Source organism: Caballeronia sp. LZ062 (assembly GCF_031450785.1).
In the GTDB taxonomy this organism is placed as follows: domain Bacteria; phylum Pseudomonadota; class Gammaproteobacteria; order Burkholderiales; family Burkholderiaceae; genus Caballeronia.
Genome location: NZ_JARTWB010000002.1, coordinates 284,240 through 303,370, shown reverse-complemented (window position 1 = coordinate 303,370; position 19,131 = coordinate 284,240). Strand labels below are relative to the sequence as shown.

Below are 19,131 nucleotides of genomic sequence, written 5' to 3'. Positions count from 1 at the left end.
AGAACCCATAGCGGACATTGCATGAGCGACATATTCGCCCTGCGATAAGTCGGAGAACCCTTATGCGACAAGGCGTCGAGCCATCCGGCACGACCGTTCCGGCGACCGATTTGGACTAGCCGGTTAAAAACGAATGCGACGTTGCGCCGCAACATATGGGAGAATCACGCCTTCGCGCCGAATTCAAGTCAGCACTTTCCCTATGTCCACCCAGCCCCGCACCGCCGCCGCGCCGCAAGGCGATTTTGCCGTCACTCTCCGGATCGTGTCGGTCGTGCTGTACACGTTCCTCTGCTACCTGACGATCGGCATTCCGCTCGCGGTGCTGCCGGGTTTCGTGCACACGGATCTGGGCTACGGCTCGGTGATGGCGGGCGCGGCGATCAGCGTCCAGTACTTCGCCACGCTGCTGTCGCGGCCGCTCGCGGGCCGCACCGCCGACACCCTCGGCCCCAAGAAAACGGTGCTGTACGGGCTCGCCGCCTGCGCCGCGAGCGGCGTGCTGCTGCTGTGCTCGGCGCTCGCTGCGCAATGGCACGCGGTGAGCCTCGTGCTGCTCGTGATCGCGCGGCTCGTGCTCGGCTTCGGTGAAAGCTGGGTCGGCACCGGGTCGATCACGTGGGGCATCGGGCGCGTAGGCGTCGCGCACAACGCGAAGGTGATTTCGTGGAACGGCATCGCCACTTACGGCGCGCTTGCGATCGGCGCGCCGCTCGGCGTGGCCATCGACCATTCGCTCGGCTTCGCGTCGCTCGGCTTCATCGTGATCGCGCTCGGCGGCATCGGCTACTGGCTCGCGACGCGCATGGCGAGCGTGCCCGTCGTTCACGGCGAGCGCATGTCGTATCGCAGCGTGTTCTTCCGCGTGCTGCCGCATGGCCTCGGCCTCGCGCTCGGTTCGGCGGGCTTCGGGTCGATCGCGACGTTCATCACCCTTTTCTATGCCGCGCATCACTGGCCCAACGCGGCGCTTTCGCTTACGGTGTTCGGCACGACGTTCGTCGGCGCGCGCCTCTTGTTCGCCAATACGATCAAGGTCTACGGCGGCTTTCGCGTGGCCATCGTGTCGTTCGCGCTCGAATGCGCGGGCCTGCTGATGCTGTGGCTCTCCGCCGAACCGACCTTCGCGCTGGCGGGCGCGGCGTTGACCGGATGCGGCTTCGCCCTCGTGTTTCCGGCGCTCGGCGTGGAAGCCGTCGGACTCGTGCCGCCCGCGAGCCGCGGCGCGGCGCTCTCCGCGTACTCGGTGTTTCTCGATTTGTCGCTCGGTCTGACCGGGCCGCTCGCGGGTTACGTCGCGGGCGAATTCGGCTACGGCTCGGTGTTCCTGTTCGCGGCGCTGGCGGCAGCGTCGGCGGTGGCGTTGTCCATCGCGCTCTACATGCGCGCGGGGCGCGGCGTCGGCGGGCCGGCAACTGCGTGAACGGAGGATTGGCGAATCGCTCGGTCCGATTCTCCGAAAGAGCAGGCAAACGCCGGAAATTTCGCCCGCTCTTTGTCTTAAAATCGCCGCTTGGCCCCACAGCGTCCGATTTATGAACTCGACCACGGAAGACCGCTGGCGCGACCTGCGCCCGGACCCGGACAGCGACACTCCGCTCTATCTCCAACTCGCCCGCAAGCTCGCCGCCGCCATTCACGACAACCGCTGGAACGCCGGCGAAGCGCTGCCCTCGGAGCGCGTGCTGTCCGACGCGTTGGGCGTCTCGCGGATCACGTCGAGAAAGGCCATCGCGCTGCTGGTCGAGCAAGGGCTGATTCGGCGCGAACAAGGCGCGGGCAGCTTCATCCGGCCGCGCTACGAAGACCCGCTTTCGCGTCTGTCGAGCTTCTCCGAAATGCTGCGCCGGCGCGGTTTTCAGCCGAGTTCGAAGTGGCTTTCGCGCACCATCGAGCCGGCCAATCGCGAAGAAGTGATTCAGCTCGGCCTCTCGCCCGCCGCCGCCGTCGCGCGCCTGAAGCGCCTGCGCCTTGCCGACGACACCGTAATGGCCGTCGAAAACTCCACGTTTCCTGCCGCGCTGATTCCCGATCCGCTCGCTATCGGCGATTCGCTTTACAGCTATCTCGACACGCGCGGCCTCGCCATCGTGCGCGCGCTTCAGCACTTTCGCGCCGTGAACGCGAGTCCGGAGATTGCTGAACAAATGGGCATTGCGCCCCACGACGCGCTTCTGCTCATCACGCGCGTCGGCTACACGGCGGATCAGCGCGCGATCGAGCTGACCGATACCTACTGCCGCAACGACTACTACGACTTCGTCGCGGAACTGCGTAAATAACGACGTCGCCCGCCATGACCGACACCGCCACAGTCCAGCCGAACGACCGATCGCTCTCCATCATGCTGTGGCTCGTCGCCACGGGCTTCTTCATGCAGACGCTCGATTCGACGATCGTCAACACCGCGCTGCCCGCCATGGCGCGAAGCCTCGGCGAAGCGCCGCTGCGCATGCAGGGCGTCGTGATCGCCTACTCGCTCACCATGGCGATGATGATCCCGGTCTCCGGCTGGCTCGCGGACAAGCTCGGCACGCGGCGCGTCTTCTTCAGCGCGATCCTCGTCTTCACCATCGGCTCGCTGCTGTGCGCGAACGCGCAGTCGCTCACCGGGCTGGTCGCGTTTCGCGTCGTGCAAGGCGTGGGCGGCGCGATGCTGCTGCCGGTCGGCCGGCTCGCCGTGCTGCGCGTGTTTCCGGCGGAACGCTATCTCTCCGCGCTCGCGTTCGTCGCGATTCCCGGCCTGATCGGGCCGCTCATCGGTCCGACGCTCGGCGGCTGGCTCGTGGAGATCGCGTCGTGGCACTGGATCTTCCTGATCAACGTGCCGGTCGGCGTGATCGGCTGCATCGCGACGAATCTGTATATGCCCGACAGCCGCAATCCGGCGACCGCGCGTTTCGATCTTGCGGGCTATCTGCTGCTCGCGGTCGGCATGGTGGCGCTGACGATTTCGCTCGACGGTCTCGCCGATCTCGGCCTCCAGCACGCCATCGTGCTCGTGCTGCTGATTCTGAGCGTCGGCTGCTTCGTCGCTTACGGGCTGCACGCCACGCGCGCCGCGCAACCCATCTTCTCTCTCGATCTTTTCAAGATCCACACGTTCAGCGTCGGCCTCCTCGGCAACCTGTTCGCGCGCATCGGCAGCGGCGCGATGCCGTACCTCATTCCGCTCTTGCTGCAAGTGAGCCTCGGCTACACGGCGTTTCAGGCGGGCATGATGATGCTGCCCGTCGCCGCCGCCGGCATGGCGAGCAAGCGGCTCGTCACGCGGCTGATCGAGCGCGTCGGCTATCGGCGCGTGCTGGTGACGAACACCGTGCTCGTCGGCCTGATGATGGCGAGTTTCGCGCTCGTGAGCGCGCATCAGCCGCTGTGGCTGCGGCTCGTGCAACTGGCCGCGTTCGGCGCCGTCAACTCCATGCAGTTCACCGCGATGAACACGCTCACGCTCAAAGACCTCGGCACGGGCGGCGCGAGCAGCGGCAACAGCCTGTTTTCGCTGGTGCAGATGCTGTCGATGAGTCTCGGCGTGACCGTCGCGGGCGCGATTCTCTCGACGTTCACCGGACTTCTGCCGCGCGTCACCGAAAGCAATACGCTGCCGGCGTTCCACGCTACCTTTCTATGTGTGGGCGTCATCACGGCGGCGACCGCGTGGATCTTCGGACAGCTTGCGCCGGAAGTGCGCGGGGCGCGCAAGAAGCCCGATCCGTCGGAAGCGAACTGAGCGGCGGCATTCACCATCCGGACGTGCGCCGCACCTGAGCGGTGCGCGAGGCACCGCGACGCGACGCCCGTTGCGATGCTCACTTGCAATAGGCGGACGAATACGCGGCGAAGGCCGCGAAAACCGCGCCGATGCTGGATTCGCACGCTTCTTGCTCGAACGATCGGACGCCGATCTTGTAAACTGCCGCTATCTCATAAAGCCGATTGACGCCCGTTTAGACCATGAGCATGGTTGATCTCGACCCTCCCCGCTTTCAGCCGCCGCGCCCCGTTGCCGGCGACGACGGCTCGCGTCGCACCGTTCTGTATGGCGAATACACCGTGTTCAGCGTGTTCCAGCCGGTGTTTTCGGTGTCGCATCGGCGAGCCATCGGCTATCACGCCTCGCTGCGTGCTCGCGACGAGACGCATCGTCATGTACCGTCGCACGAGGTCTTCACGCAGGCGGCGCGGCGCGGCGATCTGCTGGAACTGGGCCGGCTCGCCGAATCGCTGCATCTAGGCAACTTCAATGCGTTCGACAGCCACGACGAATGGCTCTTTCTGAGCTTGCATCCCGCCGCGCTCATGGACACGAGCTACGGCGACGCGCTGCTCGCCGCGCTCAAGGACATTGGCCTGCCGCCGCAGCGCGTGGTGCTCGAAGTGCCCGAGCAGGCGGGCGGCGAGACGACGCGATTCAGCGAGATCGTCGATTCCCTGCGCAAGTCGGGCTTCCTGATCGCGCTCGACGGTTTCGGCGTCAAGCATTCGAACATCGACCGCGTGTGGCAATTGCGGCCGGATATTGTCTCGCTCGACCGCTGCATTCTTCAGCAGGCGACCGAGCATTCGCATATCGAACGCGTGTTGCCGCGGCTCGTGTCGCTGCTGCACGAATCCGGCCAACTGGTGCTGATGGGCGGCCTCGCCACGGAACGCGACGCGCTGATTGCGCTGGAATGCAACGTCGACTTCGTGCAGGGCGCGTACTTCGCGCAGCCGAGCGTCGAAGCCGTACACAGTGAAGTCGCGGCCAGCGCCATGGACGCGCTTTCGGCGGCATCGCGCGAACGGGTCGCGGCGCGCGAACGTGCGCAGGCCGCGCGGCTCGAACCCTACGTGAGCGGACTGGAACGCGCGGCCGTCAAGCTGATGGAAGGCGAAACGCTCGCCGCCGCCACGAGCGAACTGCTGCAACTCGCCGATACCGCGCGCTGCTTTTTGCTGGACCACGCGGGCCGGCAGATCGGCGACAACGTGGTGCCTGTCGTGCGCACATCGCAGCGCGCGAAGCGCTTTAGCCCGCTGCTGCATTCGGAAGGCGCGAGCTGGGAACGGCGACCCTATTTCATCGAGGCGCTGCGGTCGCCGGGCCGCGTGCATCTGACCGCGCCGTATCTGTCGATCAACGAGGCGCATCTGTGCGTGACGGCTTCCATCGCGGCGCAAACGCCTTATGGGCTTCAAGTGCTGTGCGTCGACATCAATTGGGAAGGCGTGCCGAAGCGCCGCTGAACGCCGAACTGAAAGTGAAACCTGAAGAGCCTTCCTCGCGGAAGGCTTTTTTCATTCGGGCTTACACTCGGGCTTACTTAGCGTACCTGGCTTTCGCGCGCGAAAGCTAGCGGTCCCAAACAATTCACAAAGCCGCCGCAAACGGATACCGTACTGTCTCGGGCTCGCGACACGAGTGCCCTAACGCACAGAGCAACAAAAACAGCCCTCGTTATTCTCTAAGCAAACGGTTCGGCGGCGCTCGCCCGAATCTCACGACGAATGATCGCAACGAGGAAATCATGGCCGAAGCTAGCGTTCCCCTGTGCGTCGATCTGGACGGCACGCTGACTGCCACCGATCTGCTGGTCGAATCGTTCCTCGTGCTCGTCAAGAAAAATCCCGTCTATGTGCTGTACTGCATCGTCTGGCTGCTGCGCGGCAAAGCGTATATGAAAGCGCAGATCGCCGAGCGCGTAGCCATCGACGTGTCGGTGCTGCCCTATAACGCGCGTTTCGTCGAATATCTGCGCGAGCAGCGTCTCTCGGGCCGCGAACTCTATCTTTGCACCGCGTCGAACAAACGCTTCGCAGAACAAATCGCCACGCACTTCGGCATCTTCACGGGCGTGCTCGCGAGCGACCATGCGCGCAATCTCAAGGGGAGTCACAAAGCCGGCGCGCTCACGAAAGAATTCGGCGCGCACGGTTTTGATTACTGCGGCAACGCACTCGCCGACGTGCCAGTCTGGAAAGCGTCGCGGCAAGCGATCGTCGTCGGCAACCGGCACATTGCGGCGGCGGCGGAGAAGGTGAACAAGACCATCGTTTTCTTCGAAGAAAAGCGTTCGCTCGTTCGCCTGACGCTGAAGGAAATGCGCGTGTATCAGTGGGTCAAGAACCTGCTGATCTTCGTGCCGCTGCTCGCGTCGCACCGCTTCACCGATCCGGCGATGCTGCTCGACGAAACCCTCGCGTTCTTCTCGTTCAGCTTCTGCGCCTCGGCGGTGTATCTGCTCAACGACATGCTCGATCTCGACTCGGACCGTCGTCATGCGAAGAAGCGCAACCGGCCATTCGCGTCGGGTCAACTGCCGCTGACCTTCGGCATGGCGCTCACGTTGACGCTGCTCGTCGCATCCGCCGCGCTCGCCGCGCGACTCGCGCCCAACTTCCAACTCGTGCTCGGCGGCTATTTCATCGTGACGCTCGCGTATTCGTTCAAGCTCAAGCGCATGATGCTGGTCGATGTCTTCACCCTCGCCGCGCTCTATACCTCGCGCATCGTCGCGGGCGGCGCGGCGGCCGATATCCTGCTGTCCGACTGGCTCATCATGTTCTCCGTGCTCATTTTCCTGAGCCTCGCGATGGTCAAGCGTTACACGGAACTCGACGCCCTCTTGCGCGACGGCAAGGTGTCGGCGGCGGGGCGTGGCTACGTCACGCAGGATCTGGGCATTCTGCGCTCGTTCGGCACCGCCTCGGGCTATGTCGCCGTGTTGGTGCTGGCGCTCTATCTGAACTCGTCGGACGTGCGGCTACTGTATCGGCATCCGCACGCGCTGTGGGTGCTCTTCGGGCTTTTGCTGTACTGGGTGAGCCGCGTGTGGATGCTCGCGTTTCGCGGCGAGATGCACGACGACCCGATCGTCTACGCGATCAAGAACCGCCTGAGCCTGCTTGTCATCTGTCTATGTGTCGCCACCATCGTCGTGGCGATCTAGCCTTCAACCTCATCCGAGCTTCATGCAATACATCACGCTTATCCTGAGCGGCACGTGCAGTGCGCTCGCGAGTATCTTGCTGCGTCTGGCGGGCACACTGCCCGCGAGCGGCCACGCGCTCGTCTTCGGCATGGAGCCGCGCGCGCTTCTCTACCGGCTCGGAGCCATCGGCGCATACGGCGCGGGCTTCGTGCTGTATGCGCTCGCGCTGCGGCGTGTCGAACTGAGCGTCGCCTATCCGCTGATGGTCGCGGTGACGATACTCGAGATCATGCTGTTCGGCGTCGTGCTCGGCGAAGCGATGTCGCTGCGCACGCTCGCCGGCGCGACGCTGTTGATCGCGAGTGTGCTGCTGCTTTACGCGCCCGCTCCGGCTACCGCCTGAGCGCGCGAATAGTCAAATAAAAGAGTCGGAAAAGAGTCGTATCGGGGATACTGTCATGCTGATTTCACGGGCTGCCGCGGGCAAGTCCGCGCCGGGTCTGGGCGCGATTTCGACGGCGTTGATCGTCGTTGCGTTAGCGATGATCGCGGCGCGCATACCGCACGTCTATGCGCAGTTCCGCGCCGACCCCGCGAATGCGTTCAGCGACTTCAACTATTACCTCTACGCGTTCACGACCGTGCTGCGTCATCCGGCGGATGCGACGGTGCTCTACGACCACGAAGGGCTTGTCGCGTTCATGCGCTCCATCGGAGCACGCGAGACCGGCATGGACGTGTTTTATGCGTATCCGCCGCAATTCGCGTGGCTGTTTTCCCCGCTCGGCACGCTCTCGCCGCTTGCCGCGAAGGCCGTGTGGGTCGGCGGATCGTTGACGCTTTTCGCGCTCGGCGTCGCGATGGTCGCAAAGCTCGCGTTTAGAGGCGCGGATCGCGGCGTCGTGCTGCTGATCGTGGCGCTGGCGTTGCTCAGTCGCCCGTTCTTCGACGATGTCTACTGGGGCCAGTCGAACCAGTTGCTGTTTTTCCTGCTTACGGCGACGTTCTTTTTCATCGACCGCGGCAACCGCGCGATAGCGGGCGTGTTCCTCGGCGCGGCCATCGCACTGAAAGTGACGCCGGTCGCCATCGCGGGCCTGTTGCTATTGCGGCGCGAATGGCGCACTGCGCTTGTCACCTTCGTCACGTCGGTCGTGCTGACGGCCATCACGGCATGGGCGCTCGGCTTCCATGCAATCTGGCACTACGTCGTATCCGACATGCCGCGGCTCAATACGCAGAACCTCATGCTCGGCGGCGCGCCGATCAACGTCGCGCTGCGCGGCGGCCTGCAAACGGTCATGGAAAGCGTGGGCATGAGCGTATCGCAGACGCTGCTGGGCGCGGTATGGATCGCGACGGCGCTCTGCGTCTGCACGCTCGGCGTGGTGCTGGTCGTGCGGCGCCATGCGGACCGCCGCATCGACTTCGCGCTCGCCACGATGACGATGCTCGTCGCCTCGCCGATGCTCGAACCGGTGCACCTCGTCGTCGCGCTGATTCCGGTCGGAATTCTGTTCGGCACGGCGTTAGAGCGGCCCGGCACGCGGCTATCGCTCGTCGCGCCGCGAGTCGAACTGATGATCGCCAGCTTCGCGATTGCGGTGATGGCCTTCGCGTCGCGCGGCGCGAGCTATACGGTCGCGGTATGGCTGCTGTACGCGCTGCTCGTCGCGCGATACTTCGCGACCGGCGGCGTCACGCGCTCTCGTTCGATTCCGGACGCAGAAGATCGAACGCCGCCAGCGCGAGCACGCCCGACAGCACGATGAGCGCGGCCGAATGGCGTCCGACATAGAGCAGCGCGGCGGAAGTCCACGCGGCGACGCAAAGAGCAGCGAAGCGTTTCATGGTGATGCGGTGGTGCAGGAAAAGACCACTATTTTATCGGGCGGACGCGGATGAACGCATGAAAGGCTCATTGTCGCAAGGCGTCGCGGCGTCCATCTTCCAGAGAATCAGAAAGGGCCGCTTGCGGCGGCCTTCCTGGCATTCGCAAGATGGCGTTTCGTTCAGCCCAGACTCTGTCCGAGCGAGTCACGCCGGACACCGGCTTTACTGCGCCGACAGATAAAACGCCTGGTCACGCTGCGGCGTCACCCCGACTACGGTGAGCAAGCCATTCACGACCGTCGCTTCGACGGGCATCGAGACATTGTTGAGACCGCACAACGCGCCGCTGAAATTCAGCGTGCCGTCGAGCAGATGCTTGCCGGTCGCGCGCGGCTTGAAAGTGCCGGTGAACGTGCAGGCGCTCTGCGTGCCGTTCGCCGTGCCGTCGGCGGAGAAGGTAATCGTCGAAATCGGATTCGCGCCCGTTCCGCTCGTCCACGTACGCGCGACGTCGCTCAGGGCGAGCGGCGTGTCGTAGGTCGTGTTGTAGTTGCCGTTGAAGCTGGTGGCGGTCGTGTCAGGGCTGACGTAGAGACTCGTCGTAGCGGAAAGCGCGCTCTTCGCCGTGAAATTGCCCGTCAGCGTGCCCGCGCGGATCGCGCCGAGGTTGTGGAAGCCGACCGTCGCGGAATCCGTGAACGCGCCGTCGGTGGCCGTCATGACGCCCTCGATCATCCAGACGAACGAGCCGCTTTGCGTATAGATACTGTAGTACTGCCCGGTTTCCAGCACGATGGTCTGCGCCGCCAACGACTGCGACGAATCCGCAGAACCGTACCAGAGGCCTTCGGGCAATGCGTGAGAGGTTTTGGCAACGCAGGACTTCGTCAGATTGCTGAGATCCGACACACAGGTCTTGTCATCTCCGCCGCCGCCGCATGCGGCGAGGATGGGCAGAGCGAGCAGGCAGAATTTCGATGCGAGTTTCATGGCGAGTTCATTGTCTTCGGGTGAGCACGGGCCGCCGCTCTTGACGGATGCCGACAATGAAATAACGGAACAGCGCAGTGAAACTTTAATCGGCCGCGCCTGAGAAGCGTCCATGCCGCGCTCACCATTGCTTCGCGCAGCGCGTCGTATCTCCTGAGTCAAAAGAAAAAGCCCTCGCACGGAGGGCTTCATCTTCGGAACGCTGACCGGACCTCGTTGTCCGGCACAGCCGGTTGTCACCTCGGCGACAACCCATCATCCATTTACGCGCCGAAATTCTTCGATGCGAAGTCCCAGTTCACGATGTTCCAGAATGCCTCGATGAACTTCGGGCGCGCATTGCGGTAGTCGATGTAGTAAGCGTGCTCCCACACGTCCAGCGTGACGAGCGGCTTGCTGTCGGTGGTCAGCGGCGTCGCGGCGTTGCTCGTCGACACGATGTCGAGCGAACCGTCGGTCTTCTTCACGAGCCACGTCCAGCCCGAGCCGAACGTGCCCACGGCGACCTTCGCGAACTCTTCCTTGAACTTGTCGAACGAGCCGTACTTCGCATTGATGGCGTCGGCCAGCGCGCCGGTCGGAGCGCCGCCGCCGTTCGGCGACAGGCTGTTCCAGAAGAACGTGTGGTTCCACGTCTGAGCCGCGTTGTTGAATACGCCGCCCGACGACTTCTTCACGATCTCTTCGAGTTGCATGTTCTCGAATTCAGTGCCCTTGATCAGCTCGTTGAGCTTGGTCACATAAGTCTGGTGGTGCTTGCCATAGTGAAACTCGAGCGTTTCTTCCGACATGTGCGGAGCGAGCGCGTTCTTGTCGAACGGCAGCGGCGGGAGCGTATGTTCCATGATTGCGAGCTTCCTTTCTATGTGAATTGTGGGACTGTGAGGAGTGAAGCAGTGGAGCAATGGATTGTAGGCGAGTTGGGATAACCCCGCAAACCGCCTGCCTTTATGAGGAAGATCGCTTTCATATCGCCGAAAGCGGCGTAAAAAGTGCTCGCGACGGCGCTTCGCGCCACGTCGAAATTACGCCGTGCGAGCCGCGCGCGACACGTCGAAATTCGTCAGAATTCATCGGACAGACGCGGCTGTACGTCGGCAAGAAGGACGTCCGCCGAGCCTTGCGCGAGGTGAACTGTGAGCGCGCGCTTCGGCTTGAGCGCGTTCGGCGCACGCAGTGCGCGGCCCGTTTGCGTGTCGATGAGCGCGGCATAACCGCGTTCCAGCGTGCGTTGCGGACTGAGCACTTGCAAGCGCGCCGCGAGTTCCGACACAGACGCCTTCTCGCGCTCCCGGCGACGCTCGTTCGCGCGCTTCATGCGCTCTGCGAGCCGCAGCACGTGCTCGGTTTGCGCGGCGACGTCCGGCCGCCTGCGCTGCCAGCGATACTGCACGAGTGCGAAGTGAGCGCGCGCATCGCGCACGGGCCGCGCGCCCGCTGTTGCGAAACGGCTCGCGAGTTGCCGCAGATGCACCCGCTGCCGCGCAAGCCGCTCGACGGGACTCACGAGCCTGCGGGCAAGCCAGTCGAGCTGCTGCGCGCGCCGTTCCATCGACCGTCCGAATCCACGCGCGAGCGCCGCGTGACGATGATCCAGCTCGCGCAGCAACAGCACGCGCTGCGGACTCACGAGTTCGGCAGCGCCGGTCGGCGTCGGCGCGCGGACATCGGCGGCGAAATCGGCGATGGTGAAGTCCGTCTCGTGGCCGACGCCGCTCACCACCGGCAGTTCGCTCGCGGCGATCGCCCGGGCGAGCACCTCTTCGTTGAACGCCCACAAGTCTTCGATCGACCCGCCGCCTCGGCACACGATCAGCACATCGACTTCGCGCCGCGCGTTCGCCGCTTCCACCATCGCGGCGAGCTTCGCGCCCGCGCCCGTGCCCTGCACCGGGCCCGGATAAACGATCACGGGCACGTGCGGCGCGCGGCGCGCGAGCGTCGTCAGCACGTCGCGCAACGCGGCGGCCTGCAACGACGTGACGATGCCGATGCCGCGCGGATGTGTCGGCAGCGCGCGCTTGCGCTCGGCGGCGAAGAGGCCTTCGCTTTCGAGTTGCGCCTTGAGCCGCAGAAACGCTTCGTACAGGCGCCCTTGCCCGGTGCGCCGCACCGCCTCCACGCTCATCTGCAATTCGCCGCGCGGCTCGTACATGGTGACGAGCGCGCGCACTTCGATCTTGTCGCCTTCGCGCGGCACGAACTCGGCGTACTGCGCGCGGCTTCGGAACATCACGCAGCGCATCTGCGCGTTCGCGTCCTTGATCGAAAAGTACCAGTGGCCGCTGGCAGCGCGCGTGAAGTTCGACACTTCGCCCGACACCCAGACGAGCGGAAAGGACCGCTCCAGCATCGTGCCGATGGCACGGTTCAACACGGAAACGGGGATGACGGCATCGCCGCCTGGCGTCGGCAGGGAATCGGGAGTCATGGTTGCAATGGATGAGAGAAGCGTCGGCCGGCGTGGCCCGCCTGCAAAGGCCTCGCCAGTGTAGCAAGTGTCCACACAGAAGAACTTACCGATGCCGCGTTCGAACGCCCGCCGGAAGCCCATGAGTTCGTAGCAAGTCATTGATTTCACGAACGTTTGCGCGGGAATCCGCCGCATTTCCCGAAGCAACTCTTTCCTGAAGCGGATTTCGCCTTTTTGAACGGCAAGTTCTTCACAGAGTTATCCACAGTTTGAGTGACGTTCGCGCGCGGGCGCCTCGACTGGCGAAGAGCGCGTTCGCGCGCTAGAGTGCCGGGTCGTGCACCGGCTCGCTTCGTTCGCCGTCCCATTCGCGGACCTTGGAACGCGCACCGCCGGTCCAACCGTTCAACGAGACCGAAATCGAAGGAGTTGCCGTTGCGCGCCCTGCCGTACCCGACATCGTTCCCGCGTTGCTGCGCATTGAATGCCGTCCGCGCGAAGGCGATTCATGTCTGACTTCAAGCCGCCGATCGAGAACTTTCTTGCCCGCGAATGGCGCCGGCGCGGCGCGGTCGCGTGGGCGCTCACGCCCTTCGCGTGCGTCTTCGGCGCGATCGCCGCGACGCGCCGCGCGCTTTTCGACGTGGGCTGGATGAAGCGCGTCGATGCCGGCGTGCCGGTGGTCGTCGTCGGCAACGTGACCGTCGGCGGCACCGGCAAGACGCCGACCGTGATCGCGCTCGTCGAGGCGCTGCGGGCGGCGGGTTTCCAGCCGGGCGTCGTCTCCCGCGGATACGGCGCGAAGGTCGCCGAGCCGACGAGCGTCACACCCGCAAGCATCGCGAGCCAGGTCGGCGACGAGCCGCTCTTGATCGCGCGCCGCACTCATGCGCCGGTGTTCGTGTGCCCGGACCGCGTGGCCGCCGCGCGCGCGCTCCTGAACGCGCATCCGAACGTGGACGTGCTCGTGAGCGACGACGGCCTGCAGCACTATCGCCTGGCGCGTGTGTTCGAACTCGTCGTGTTCGACGACCGGCTCGGCGGCAACGGCTTTCTGCTACCCGCGGGTCCCTTGCGCGAGCCGATGTCGCGTCATCGCGATGCCACGCTCATCAACAGTCCCTACGATCGCACGCTGCCGCCGTGGCCGAATACGTTCGCGCTCGACCTCGAACCCGGCGACGCGTGGCTGCTCGACGATCCCTCGGTGCGCCGCCCGCTTGCGCAGTTCGCCGGCGAGAAAGTGGCCGCTGCGGCCGGCATCGGATCGCCGGAGCGTTTTTTCGCGACGCTGCGCGCGGCGGGCATCGCGCCCACGACGCGCGCTTTTCCCGACCACTACGCGTACAGCGAGAATCCGTTCGCCTCGGTTCAGGCGGATGCGATCCTGATCACCGAAAAGGATGCAGTAAAATTCGGGGCCTGGCGCGACGCGCGCATCTGGGTCGTTCCCGTGCAAGCCGTGCTCAGCCCTCGCCTCATCGCTCTCGTTGTGGAGAAACTCCGTGGACGCACGTCTGCTTGAAATCCTCGTCTGCCCGATCTGCAAGGGCCCGCTCAACTACGACCGCGCGGCGCAGGAACTCGTCTGCAGCGCGGACAAGCTCGCGTATCCCATTCGCGACGGCATTCCCGTGATGCTCGTCGACGAAGCGCGCCAGACGGTCGAAGGCACGCCCGTCGAGCCGTTGAAGCCTGTCGGCGACGCCTGAAGTCATCGTCATGTCCGTGCCGTTCATCGCTGTCATTCCCGCGCGGCTCGCGTCCACGCGGCTGCCGAACAAGCCGCTCGCCGATCTCGGCGGCAAACCGATGGTCGTGCGCGTCGCCGAGCGGGCGCGCGAATCCGGCGCGAGCCACGTGCTCGTCGCGACGGACTCGGACCTCGTCGTCGAAGCGGCGCGCGATCACGGCATCGAAGTGATGCTCACGCGCAGCGATCATCCGACCGGCACTGACCGCCTCGCCGAAGTCGCCACGCGCCTGAACTGGAGCGACGAGACCATCGTCGTGAATGTGCAGGGCGACGAACCGCTGATCGATCCACAACTCGTGCGCGATGTCGCCGCGCATCTGGCCGCGCACGGCGAATGCGCGATCGCCACGGCTGCGCATCCGATTCACGATCCCGCTGACGTCTTCAATCCGAATGTCGTGAAGGTCGCGCTGGATGCGAAAAGCGTCGCGCTGTACTTCTCGCGCGCGCCGATTCCCTGGTCGCGCGACGCGTGGCAGCCGCACTGGCCCGATGTCGCCGCGCTGTCCGCGCTGCCCGCCGTGCCGGAAAACGTGCTGCGGCATATCGGTCTCTACGCCTATCGCGCGAAGTTTCTGCGCGACTTTCCTACGCTGGCGCAAGCGCCCATCGAAGCCGCCGAGGCGCTGGAGCAACTGCGCGCGCTGTGGCACGGCGAACGCATCGCGGTGCTCGTCGCACAAGACGCGCCGCCGCCCGGCGTCGATACGCCCGCCGATCTCGCGCGTGTCCAGGCGCTCTTCGCACGCGCGAACTGAAAGCGTCGCGCAACCGGTGTAAACCCCGCCGGACGCCCGCGCCACGGGCGTCTTAGCGGTTTCCATAATCGCTATTAGGGCCGCGATCGTAATGAGGCGTGGCATAATCAAGCGATTGCGCGAGCCTTCCGGTCAGCGCCACGCTCAACGTTGCGCCGCTGTCCGCGGGTGCCGCGCTGCCTGTCGAATCGGCCGCGCCGCCTGTCGTCGACGCCGCCCGAGCGTCGCCGCCGGATGTCAGAACCTCGCGAGCGGTTTTTAGACGATTCGGAGATATCACCATGCGTTTGATCCTGTTGGGCGCACCCGGCGCGGGCAAGGGCACCCAGGCAAACTTCATCAAGGAGAAGTTCGGCATTCCGCAGATCTCCACCGGCGACATGCTGCGCGCCGCCGTGAAGGCCGGCTCGCCGCTCGGCGTCGAAGCGAAACGCTATATGGATGCAGGCGAACTCGTGCCGGACCTGCTCATCATCAATCTCGTCAAGGAGCGGCTGCTGGAGAGCGACTGCACCAACGGCTATCTGTTCGACGGCTTTCCGCGCACCATTCCGCAAGCCGAAGCCATGAAGAGCGCGGGCGTCGTGATCGACTATGTGCTGGAAATTGACGTGCCGTTCAATGAGATCATCACCCGCATGAGCGGGCGTCGCGTGCATGCGCCGTCGGGCCGCACGTATCACATCGCGTTCAATCCGCCGAAGAAGGACATGCTCGACGACCTGACGGGCGAGCCGCTGATCCAGCGCGAGGACGACAAGGAAGAGACCGTGCGCAAGCGCCTCGAGGTGTACGAAGCGCAGACGAAGCCGCTCATCGCCTATTACAACGACTGGGCGAACTCCGGGGCGACGGAAGACGGGCTGAAGGCGCCGGAATACCGCCGCATTTCAGGCCTCGGCACGGTCGATGAGATCCGCGACCGCGTGTTCGATGCGCTGAAGTAAGCAGCCGATCACCTAAGAAACCCGCTCCGAACGAGCGGGTTTTTTTTTCGCGTGCGCGCAGCATGGCGTTGGCTACAATCGACGCGTCGCCCGCCAGGGCCACACTACAAGGAGAAGACACATGGAGATGAAAGACAACGTCGTGTTGATCACCGGCGGCGCGTCCGGTCTCGGCGCGGCCACCGCGCGAACCGTCGCGGGCAATGGCGGCAAGCCCGTGATCGCCGACATGAACGAAGCCGCGGGCGAAGCGCTTGCGCGCGAACTGTCCGGCGTGTTCGTGAATTGCGACGTGAGTCGTGAAGAGGACGGACAACGCGCCGTCGATGCCGCGACGGCGCTCGGCACGTTGCGCGGCCTGGTGAACTGCGCGGGCATCGCGCCGGCATCGAAGACGGTCGGACGCGACGGCCCTCACCCGCTCGATCTCTTCAGCAAGGTCGTCGCGGTGAATCTGATCGGCACGTTCAACATGATCCGGCTCGCGGCCAACGTGATGTCGAAGAACGAGCCGAACGGCGCGGGCGAACGCGGCGTGATCGTGAACACGGCGTCGGTGGCGGCTTACGACGGGCAGATCGGACAGGCGGCGTATGCGGCGTCGAAAAGCGGCGTCGCGGGCATGACGCTGCCGATCGCACGCGATCTCGCGCGCAGCGGCATTCGCGTGATGACAATTGCGCCGGGCATCTTCGAAACGCCGATGCTGCTCGGCATGCCGCCCGACGTGCAGACGGCGCTCGGCGCGATGGTTCCGTTTCCATCGCGCTTCGGCAAGCCGGATGAATTCGCGATGCTCGTGAAACAGATTTTCGACAACCCGATGCTCAACGGCGAAGTGATCCGCCTCGACGGCGCGATCCGCATGCAGCCGAAGTAAGCGCGCGGCTCAGATTACGCTCAGTCGCCGTTCTCCTGCGTGCGCAGCCGCAGATCGTGCAGCTCGGACTCGACGACGGTGGCGTCGTCCGCGTCCGGGCGGTCTTCCAGATAGCGTTCGAGGTCTTCGAGCGCGGGGCGCAAATAGTCGAGCCGCGCGTAGGCGAAACCGCGGTCTCGCACTTCCTCGATACTGTCCGGCAACGCGATCACCAACCGCTGCTGCACGGCAAGCAAACGCTGCCAACGCTCCGTCTGAAGATAGATGCTCTTGAGATTGCGCAGCATTCGCGCGACGATCTCGCGGCGCGTCGCGGGCTGCAACAGCACGCGCAACGCACTGCCAATCGACTCGCCGACGCGCTGCACATACGGCTCCAGCATTTCGACCATCTGCGCTTCGGAGAGCGACTGGCCGGTCGTAGGATCGAGCATGAGATCGCTGCCGGGCGTCGCGACGCGCAACAGGAAATGCCCCGGAAACGACACGCCCTGCACCGGCAAGCCGAGCTGCTCGGCCATTTCCAGATAAATGACGGCAAGCGAAATCGGAATGCCGCGCCGACGGCGCAGCACCGCGTTCAGATAACTGTTGTCCGGGTCGTAATAGTCGTTGAGGTTGCTGGAAAACCCCAGTTCGCGGAAGAAATAGCGATTGAGCGCCTCGACCCGCTGTTTGACATCGGCGTCCTCGGGCATACGGCGGCGGGCGCGCACGACAAGCTCGTCCAGTTCCGCGAGCACCGACTGCATGTCGACGTCCGGATAGGCGTCCTGCGCCAGCGACAGCGCGGCCTCCGTGAGCGGAAGGCTCTCGTCGTCGGCCATCAGCGAAGAGAAGTAGTCGAGGATTCGCGTTGTCGTCATCAATGCGCTCGTCTCTTGAAGTAAGCGTATTTGAAGCCCATTGCGGAAAGCATACCGAAATACAGTCCCGCGAACACAACCAGGCTAGCTCCGAGCAGCATGATTCGTGCGAAGGGTGTCGCGCGCATGGCAATCCAGTCGAAATTGGCGGACACCCAGTGCATCGCGCCGGCGAGCACGAGGCACGCGCCGACAAGCTGCACGAAAAAGCGCGTCCAGCCCGGCGACGGCTGATAAATCCCGCGACGGCGCAATCCGATGAAAAGCAGCAGCGCATTCGCGAGCGCGCCCAGTCCGATGGAAAGCGTCAGGCCCGCGTGCGAGAAAATCGGCACGAAGATGTAATTGCTCACCTGCGTCATGATCAGCACGCCGACGGCGATCTTCACCGGCGTCTTGATGTCCTGCTTCGCATAAAAACCGGGCGCGAGAATCTTGATGAGAATCAGCCCGACGAGCCCGATGCCGTATGCCGACAACGCGCGGCCGACCATCACGACCGAATGGCCGTCGAACTTGCCGTAGTGAAAGAGCGTCGCGGTGAGCGGCTCCGCGAAGAAGAAGAGCGCGACCGCGCTGGGCGCGGCCAGCAGGAACGTGATGCGCAAGCCCCAGTCGAGGAGCGCCGAGTACTCGTCGGCGTTCGCGTCGACGTGCGCTTTCGACAGGCTCGGCAGCAGGATCGTGCCGAGCGCCGCGCCGAGCAGTGCGGTCGGGAATTCCATGAGCCGGTCGGCGTAATTGATCCACGACACCGCGCCCTGCCCGATATTCGACGCGATATTCGTATTGATGATGAGGCTCAGCTGCCCGACCGACACCGCGAAAGTGGCGGGCACCATCTTCGCGAGCACGCGCTTGACACCGGGATGCGCCAGCGCGCGCCGGAAGTTCAGGCCGATGGCCGGCATCATGTCGATCTTCTTGAGGCCGGGCAGTTGCACGAGAAATTGCAGCAGGCCGCCCGCGATCACCGCGTAGGCGAGCGCGTACACCGGCACTTTCATGTGCGGCGCGACGAACACCGCCGCGAAAATGAACGCCACATTCAGCAGCACCGGGGCGAACGCGGGCAGCGAGAACTGCTTGTACGTGTTGAGCACGCCCGAGGCGAGCGTGGTCATCGAAATGAAGATGATGTACGGGAACATGATCCGCGTCATCTGCACGGCGAGGCCGTACGCCGCGCCGTCGTGCCTGAGCCCCGACGCGACCGCGAACACGACCCACGCCGCGCCCGCCATGCCGAGAAGCGACAGCACGACGAGGCCCCAGGTCAGCACGGTCGACATGGCATCGACGAGCGCCTTGGTCGGATCATGCCCCTTGCTGTTCTTGAACTCCGCGAGGATGGGCACGAACGCCTGGGCGAACGCGCCTTCCGCGGACAGACGCCGCAGCAGGTTCGGAATGCGGAACGCGACGTAGAACGCGTCGGTATAAAGACTGGCGCCGAAGGCTCGGGCGATCAGCGTTTCGCGGATCAGGCCGGTCACGCGCGACAGCAGCGTGAAGCCGCTGACCGTCAGGAGGGCTCGGAATAGATTCATGGGGCGCTTATTATACGGGCCGAGGGTGACGCGCTCCGGTAACGCTGGCGTGCAACGCCGCGAGATTGACGGATTGCACCAAATTCGTGGCGGCGCGGGGACGGCCTGGCGCCGACACCGTCGTGCTTGTCATATCTCGTCTTCGCTTGCTATAATCGCGGGTTTCGACGGCCGGTTCTGGCGAAATTGCGCCCGAAACGGGAATCCGGCGGAAGTCTGACTTG

The 19,131-nt window shown here is 64.6% G+C and carries 17 protein-coding genes; 12 read left to right on the top strand and 5 right to left on the bottom strand.

What is annotated here, in order from left to right; translation table 11 throughout:
* The first annotated feature begins 202 nt into the window (after positions 1-202).
* The 7 genes from P9239_RS07475 (at position 203) to P9239_RS07445 (ending at position 8,686) form a co-directional block, all read left to right on the top strand.
* Positions 203-1,423: an MFS transporter gene (locus P9239_RS07475; RefSeq protein ID WP_309749876.1), complete on the top strand. Its 1,221-nt coding sequence runs from the start codon at positions 203-205 to the stop codon at positions 1,421-1,423.
* Between the two features lie 112 nt (positions 1,424-1,535).
* Positions 1,536-2,282, top strand: coding sequence for a GntR family transcriptional regulator (locus P9239_RS07470; protein ID WP_309749874.1), 747 nt, complete (start codon positions 1,536-1,538; stop codon positions 2,280-2,282).
* 14 nt (positions 2,283-2,296) lie between these two features.
* Entirely contained in the window at positions 2,297-3,730 is a 1,434-nt protein-coding gene (gene mdtD / locus P9239_RS07465; protein ID WP_309749873.1) for a multidrug transporter subunit MdtD, read from the top strand.
* A 224-nt stretch (positions 3,731-3,954) separates the two neighbouring features.
* Entirely contained in the window at positions 3,955-5,229 is a 1,275-nt protein-coding gene (locus P9239_RS07460; protein ID WP_309749872.1) for an EAL domain-containing protein, read from the top strand.
* Positions 5,230-5,510: 281 nt separating this feature from the next.
* Positions 5,511-6,932 (top strand): UbiA family prenyltransferase, encoded by a 1,422-nt coding sequence (locus tag P9239_RS07455; protein WP_309749871.1) that lies wholly within the window; start codon positions 5,511-5,513, stop codon positions 6,930-6,932.
* A gap of 22 nt (positions 6,933-6,954) precedes the next feature.
* Positions 6,955-7,317: a ligand-binding protein SH3 gene (locus P9239_RS07450; protein ID WP_309749870.1), complete on the top strand. Its 363-nt coding sequence runs from the start codon at positions 6,955-6,957 to the stop codon at positions 7,315-7,317.
* Positions 7,318-7,372: 55 nt separating this feature from the next.
* On the top strand, positions 7,373-8,686 hold the full coding sequence (locus P9239_RS07445; RefSeq protein WP_309749869.1) for a glycosyltransferase family 87 protein: 1,314 nt from the start codon (positions 7,373-7,375) through the stop codon (positions 8,684-8,686).
* A 283-nt stretch (positions 8,687-8,969) separates the two neighbouring features.
* Here the strand turns inward: P9239_RS07445 and P9239_RS07440 are convergent, their stop codons facing one another.
* The 3 genes from P9239_RS07440 to xseA form a co-directional block, all read right to left on the bottom strand.
* Complete coding sequence (locus P9239_RS07440; RefSeq protein ID WP_309749868.1) at positions 8,970-9,737, bottom strand: hypothetical protein; 768 nt, start codon at positions 9,735-9,737, stop codon at positions 8,970-8,972.
* A 263-nt stretch (positions 9,738-10,000) separates the two neighbouring features.
* Positions 10,001-10,582 (bottom strand): superoxide dismutase, encoded by a 582-nt coding sequence (locus P9239_RS07435; RefSeq protein ID WP_175944843.1) that lies wholly within the window; start codon positions 10,580-10,582, stop codon positions 10,001-10,003.
* A gap of 218 nt (positions 10,583-10,800) precedes the next feature.
* Positions 10,801-12,168: an exodeoxyribonuclease VII large subunit gene (xseA, locus tag P9239_RS07430; protein WP_309749867.1), complete on the bottom strand. Its 1,368-nt coding sequence runs from the start codon at positions 12,166-12,168 to the stop codon at positions 10,801-10,803.
* Between the two features lie 490 nt (positions 12,169-12,658).
* Between xseA and lpxK the strand changes: the two genes are divergently transcribed.
* The 5 genes from lpxK (at position 12,659) to P9239_RS07405 (ending at position 16,491) form a co-directional block, all read left to right on the top strand.
* Positions 12,659-13,675 carry a tetraacyldisaccharide 4'-kinase gene (lpxK, locus tag P9239_RS07425; RefSeq protein ID WP_309749866.1) on the top strand — a complete coding sequence of 339 codons (1,017 nt, stop codon included), beginning with the start codon at positions 12,659-12,661 and terminating at the stop codon, positions 13,673-13,675.
* A complete protein-coding gene (locus tag P9239_RS07420; RefSeq protein WP_309749865.1) occupies positions 13,656-13,862 on the top strand; it encodes a Trm112 family protein in 207 nt (68 codons plus the stop codon). Before lpxK ends, P9239_RS07420 begins: the two co-directional genes overlap by 20 nt.
* A 10-nt stretch (positions 13,863-13,872) precedes the next feature.
* Positions 13,873-14,664: a 3-deoxy-manno-octulosonate cytidylyltransferase gene (kdsB, locus tag P9239_RS07415; protein WP_309749864.1), complete on the top strand. Its 792-nt coding sequence runs from the start codon at positions 13,873-13,875 to the stop codon at positions 14,662-14,664.
* Between the two features lie 281 nt (positions 14,665-14,945).
* Positions 14,946-15,611, top strand: a complete 666-nt coding sequence (gene adk, locus P9239_RS07410; protein WP_309749863.1) for an adenylate kinase — start codon at positions 14,946-14,948, stop codon at positions 15,609-15,611.
* 121 nt (positions 15,612-15,732) lie between these two features.
* On the top strand, positions 15,733-16,491 hold the full coding sequence (locus P9239_RS07405) for a 3-hydroxyacyl-CoA dehydrogenase (RefSeq protein ID WP_309749862.1): 759 nt from the start codon (positions 15,733-15,735) through the stop codon (positions 16,489-16,491).
* Positions 16,492-16,511: 20 nt separating this feature from the next.
* On the opposite strand, the gene P9239_RS07400 is transcribed toward P9239_RS07405, so the two are convergent.
* Both P9239_RS07400 and murJ read right to left on the bottom strand, forming a co-directional pair.
* Positions 16,512-17,357 carry a SirB1 family protein gene (locus P9239_RS07400; RefSeq protein ID WP_309749861.1) on the bottom strand — a complete coding sequence of 282 codons (846 nt, stop codon included), beginning with the start codon at positions 17,355-17,357 and terminating at the stop codon, positions 16,512-16,514.
* Positions 17,357-18,907 (bottom strand): murein biosynthesis integral membrane protein MurJ, encoded by a 1,551-nt coding sequence (gene murJ, locus P9239_RS07395; RefSeq protein ID WP_309749860.1) that lies wholly within the window; start codon positions 18,905-18,907, stop codon positions 17,357-17,359. Before murJ ends, P9239_RS07400 begins: the two co-directional genes overlap by 1 nt.
* Positions 18,908-19,131 lie beyond the last annotated feature (224 nt).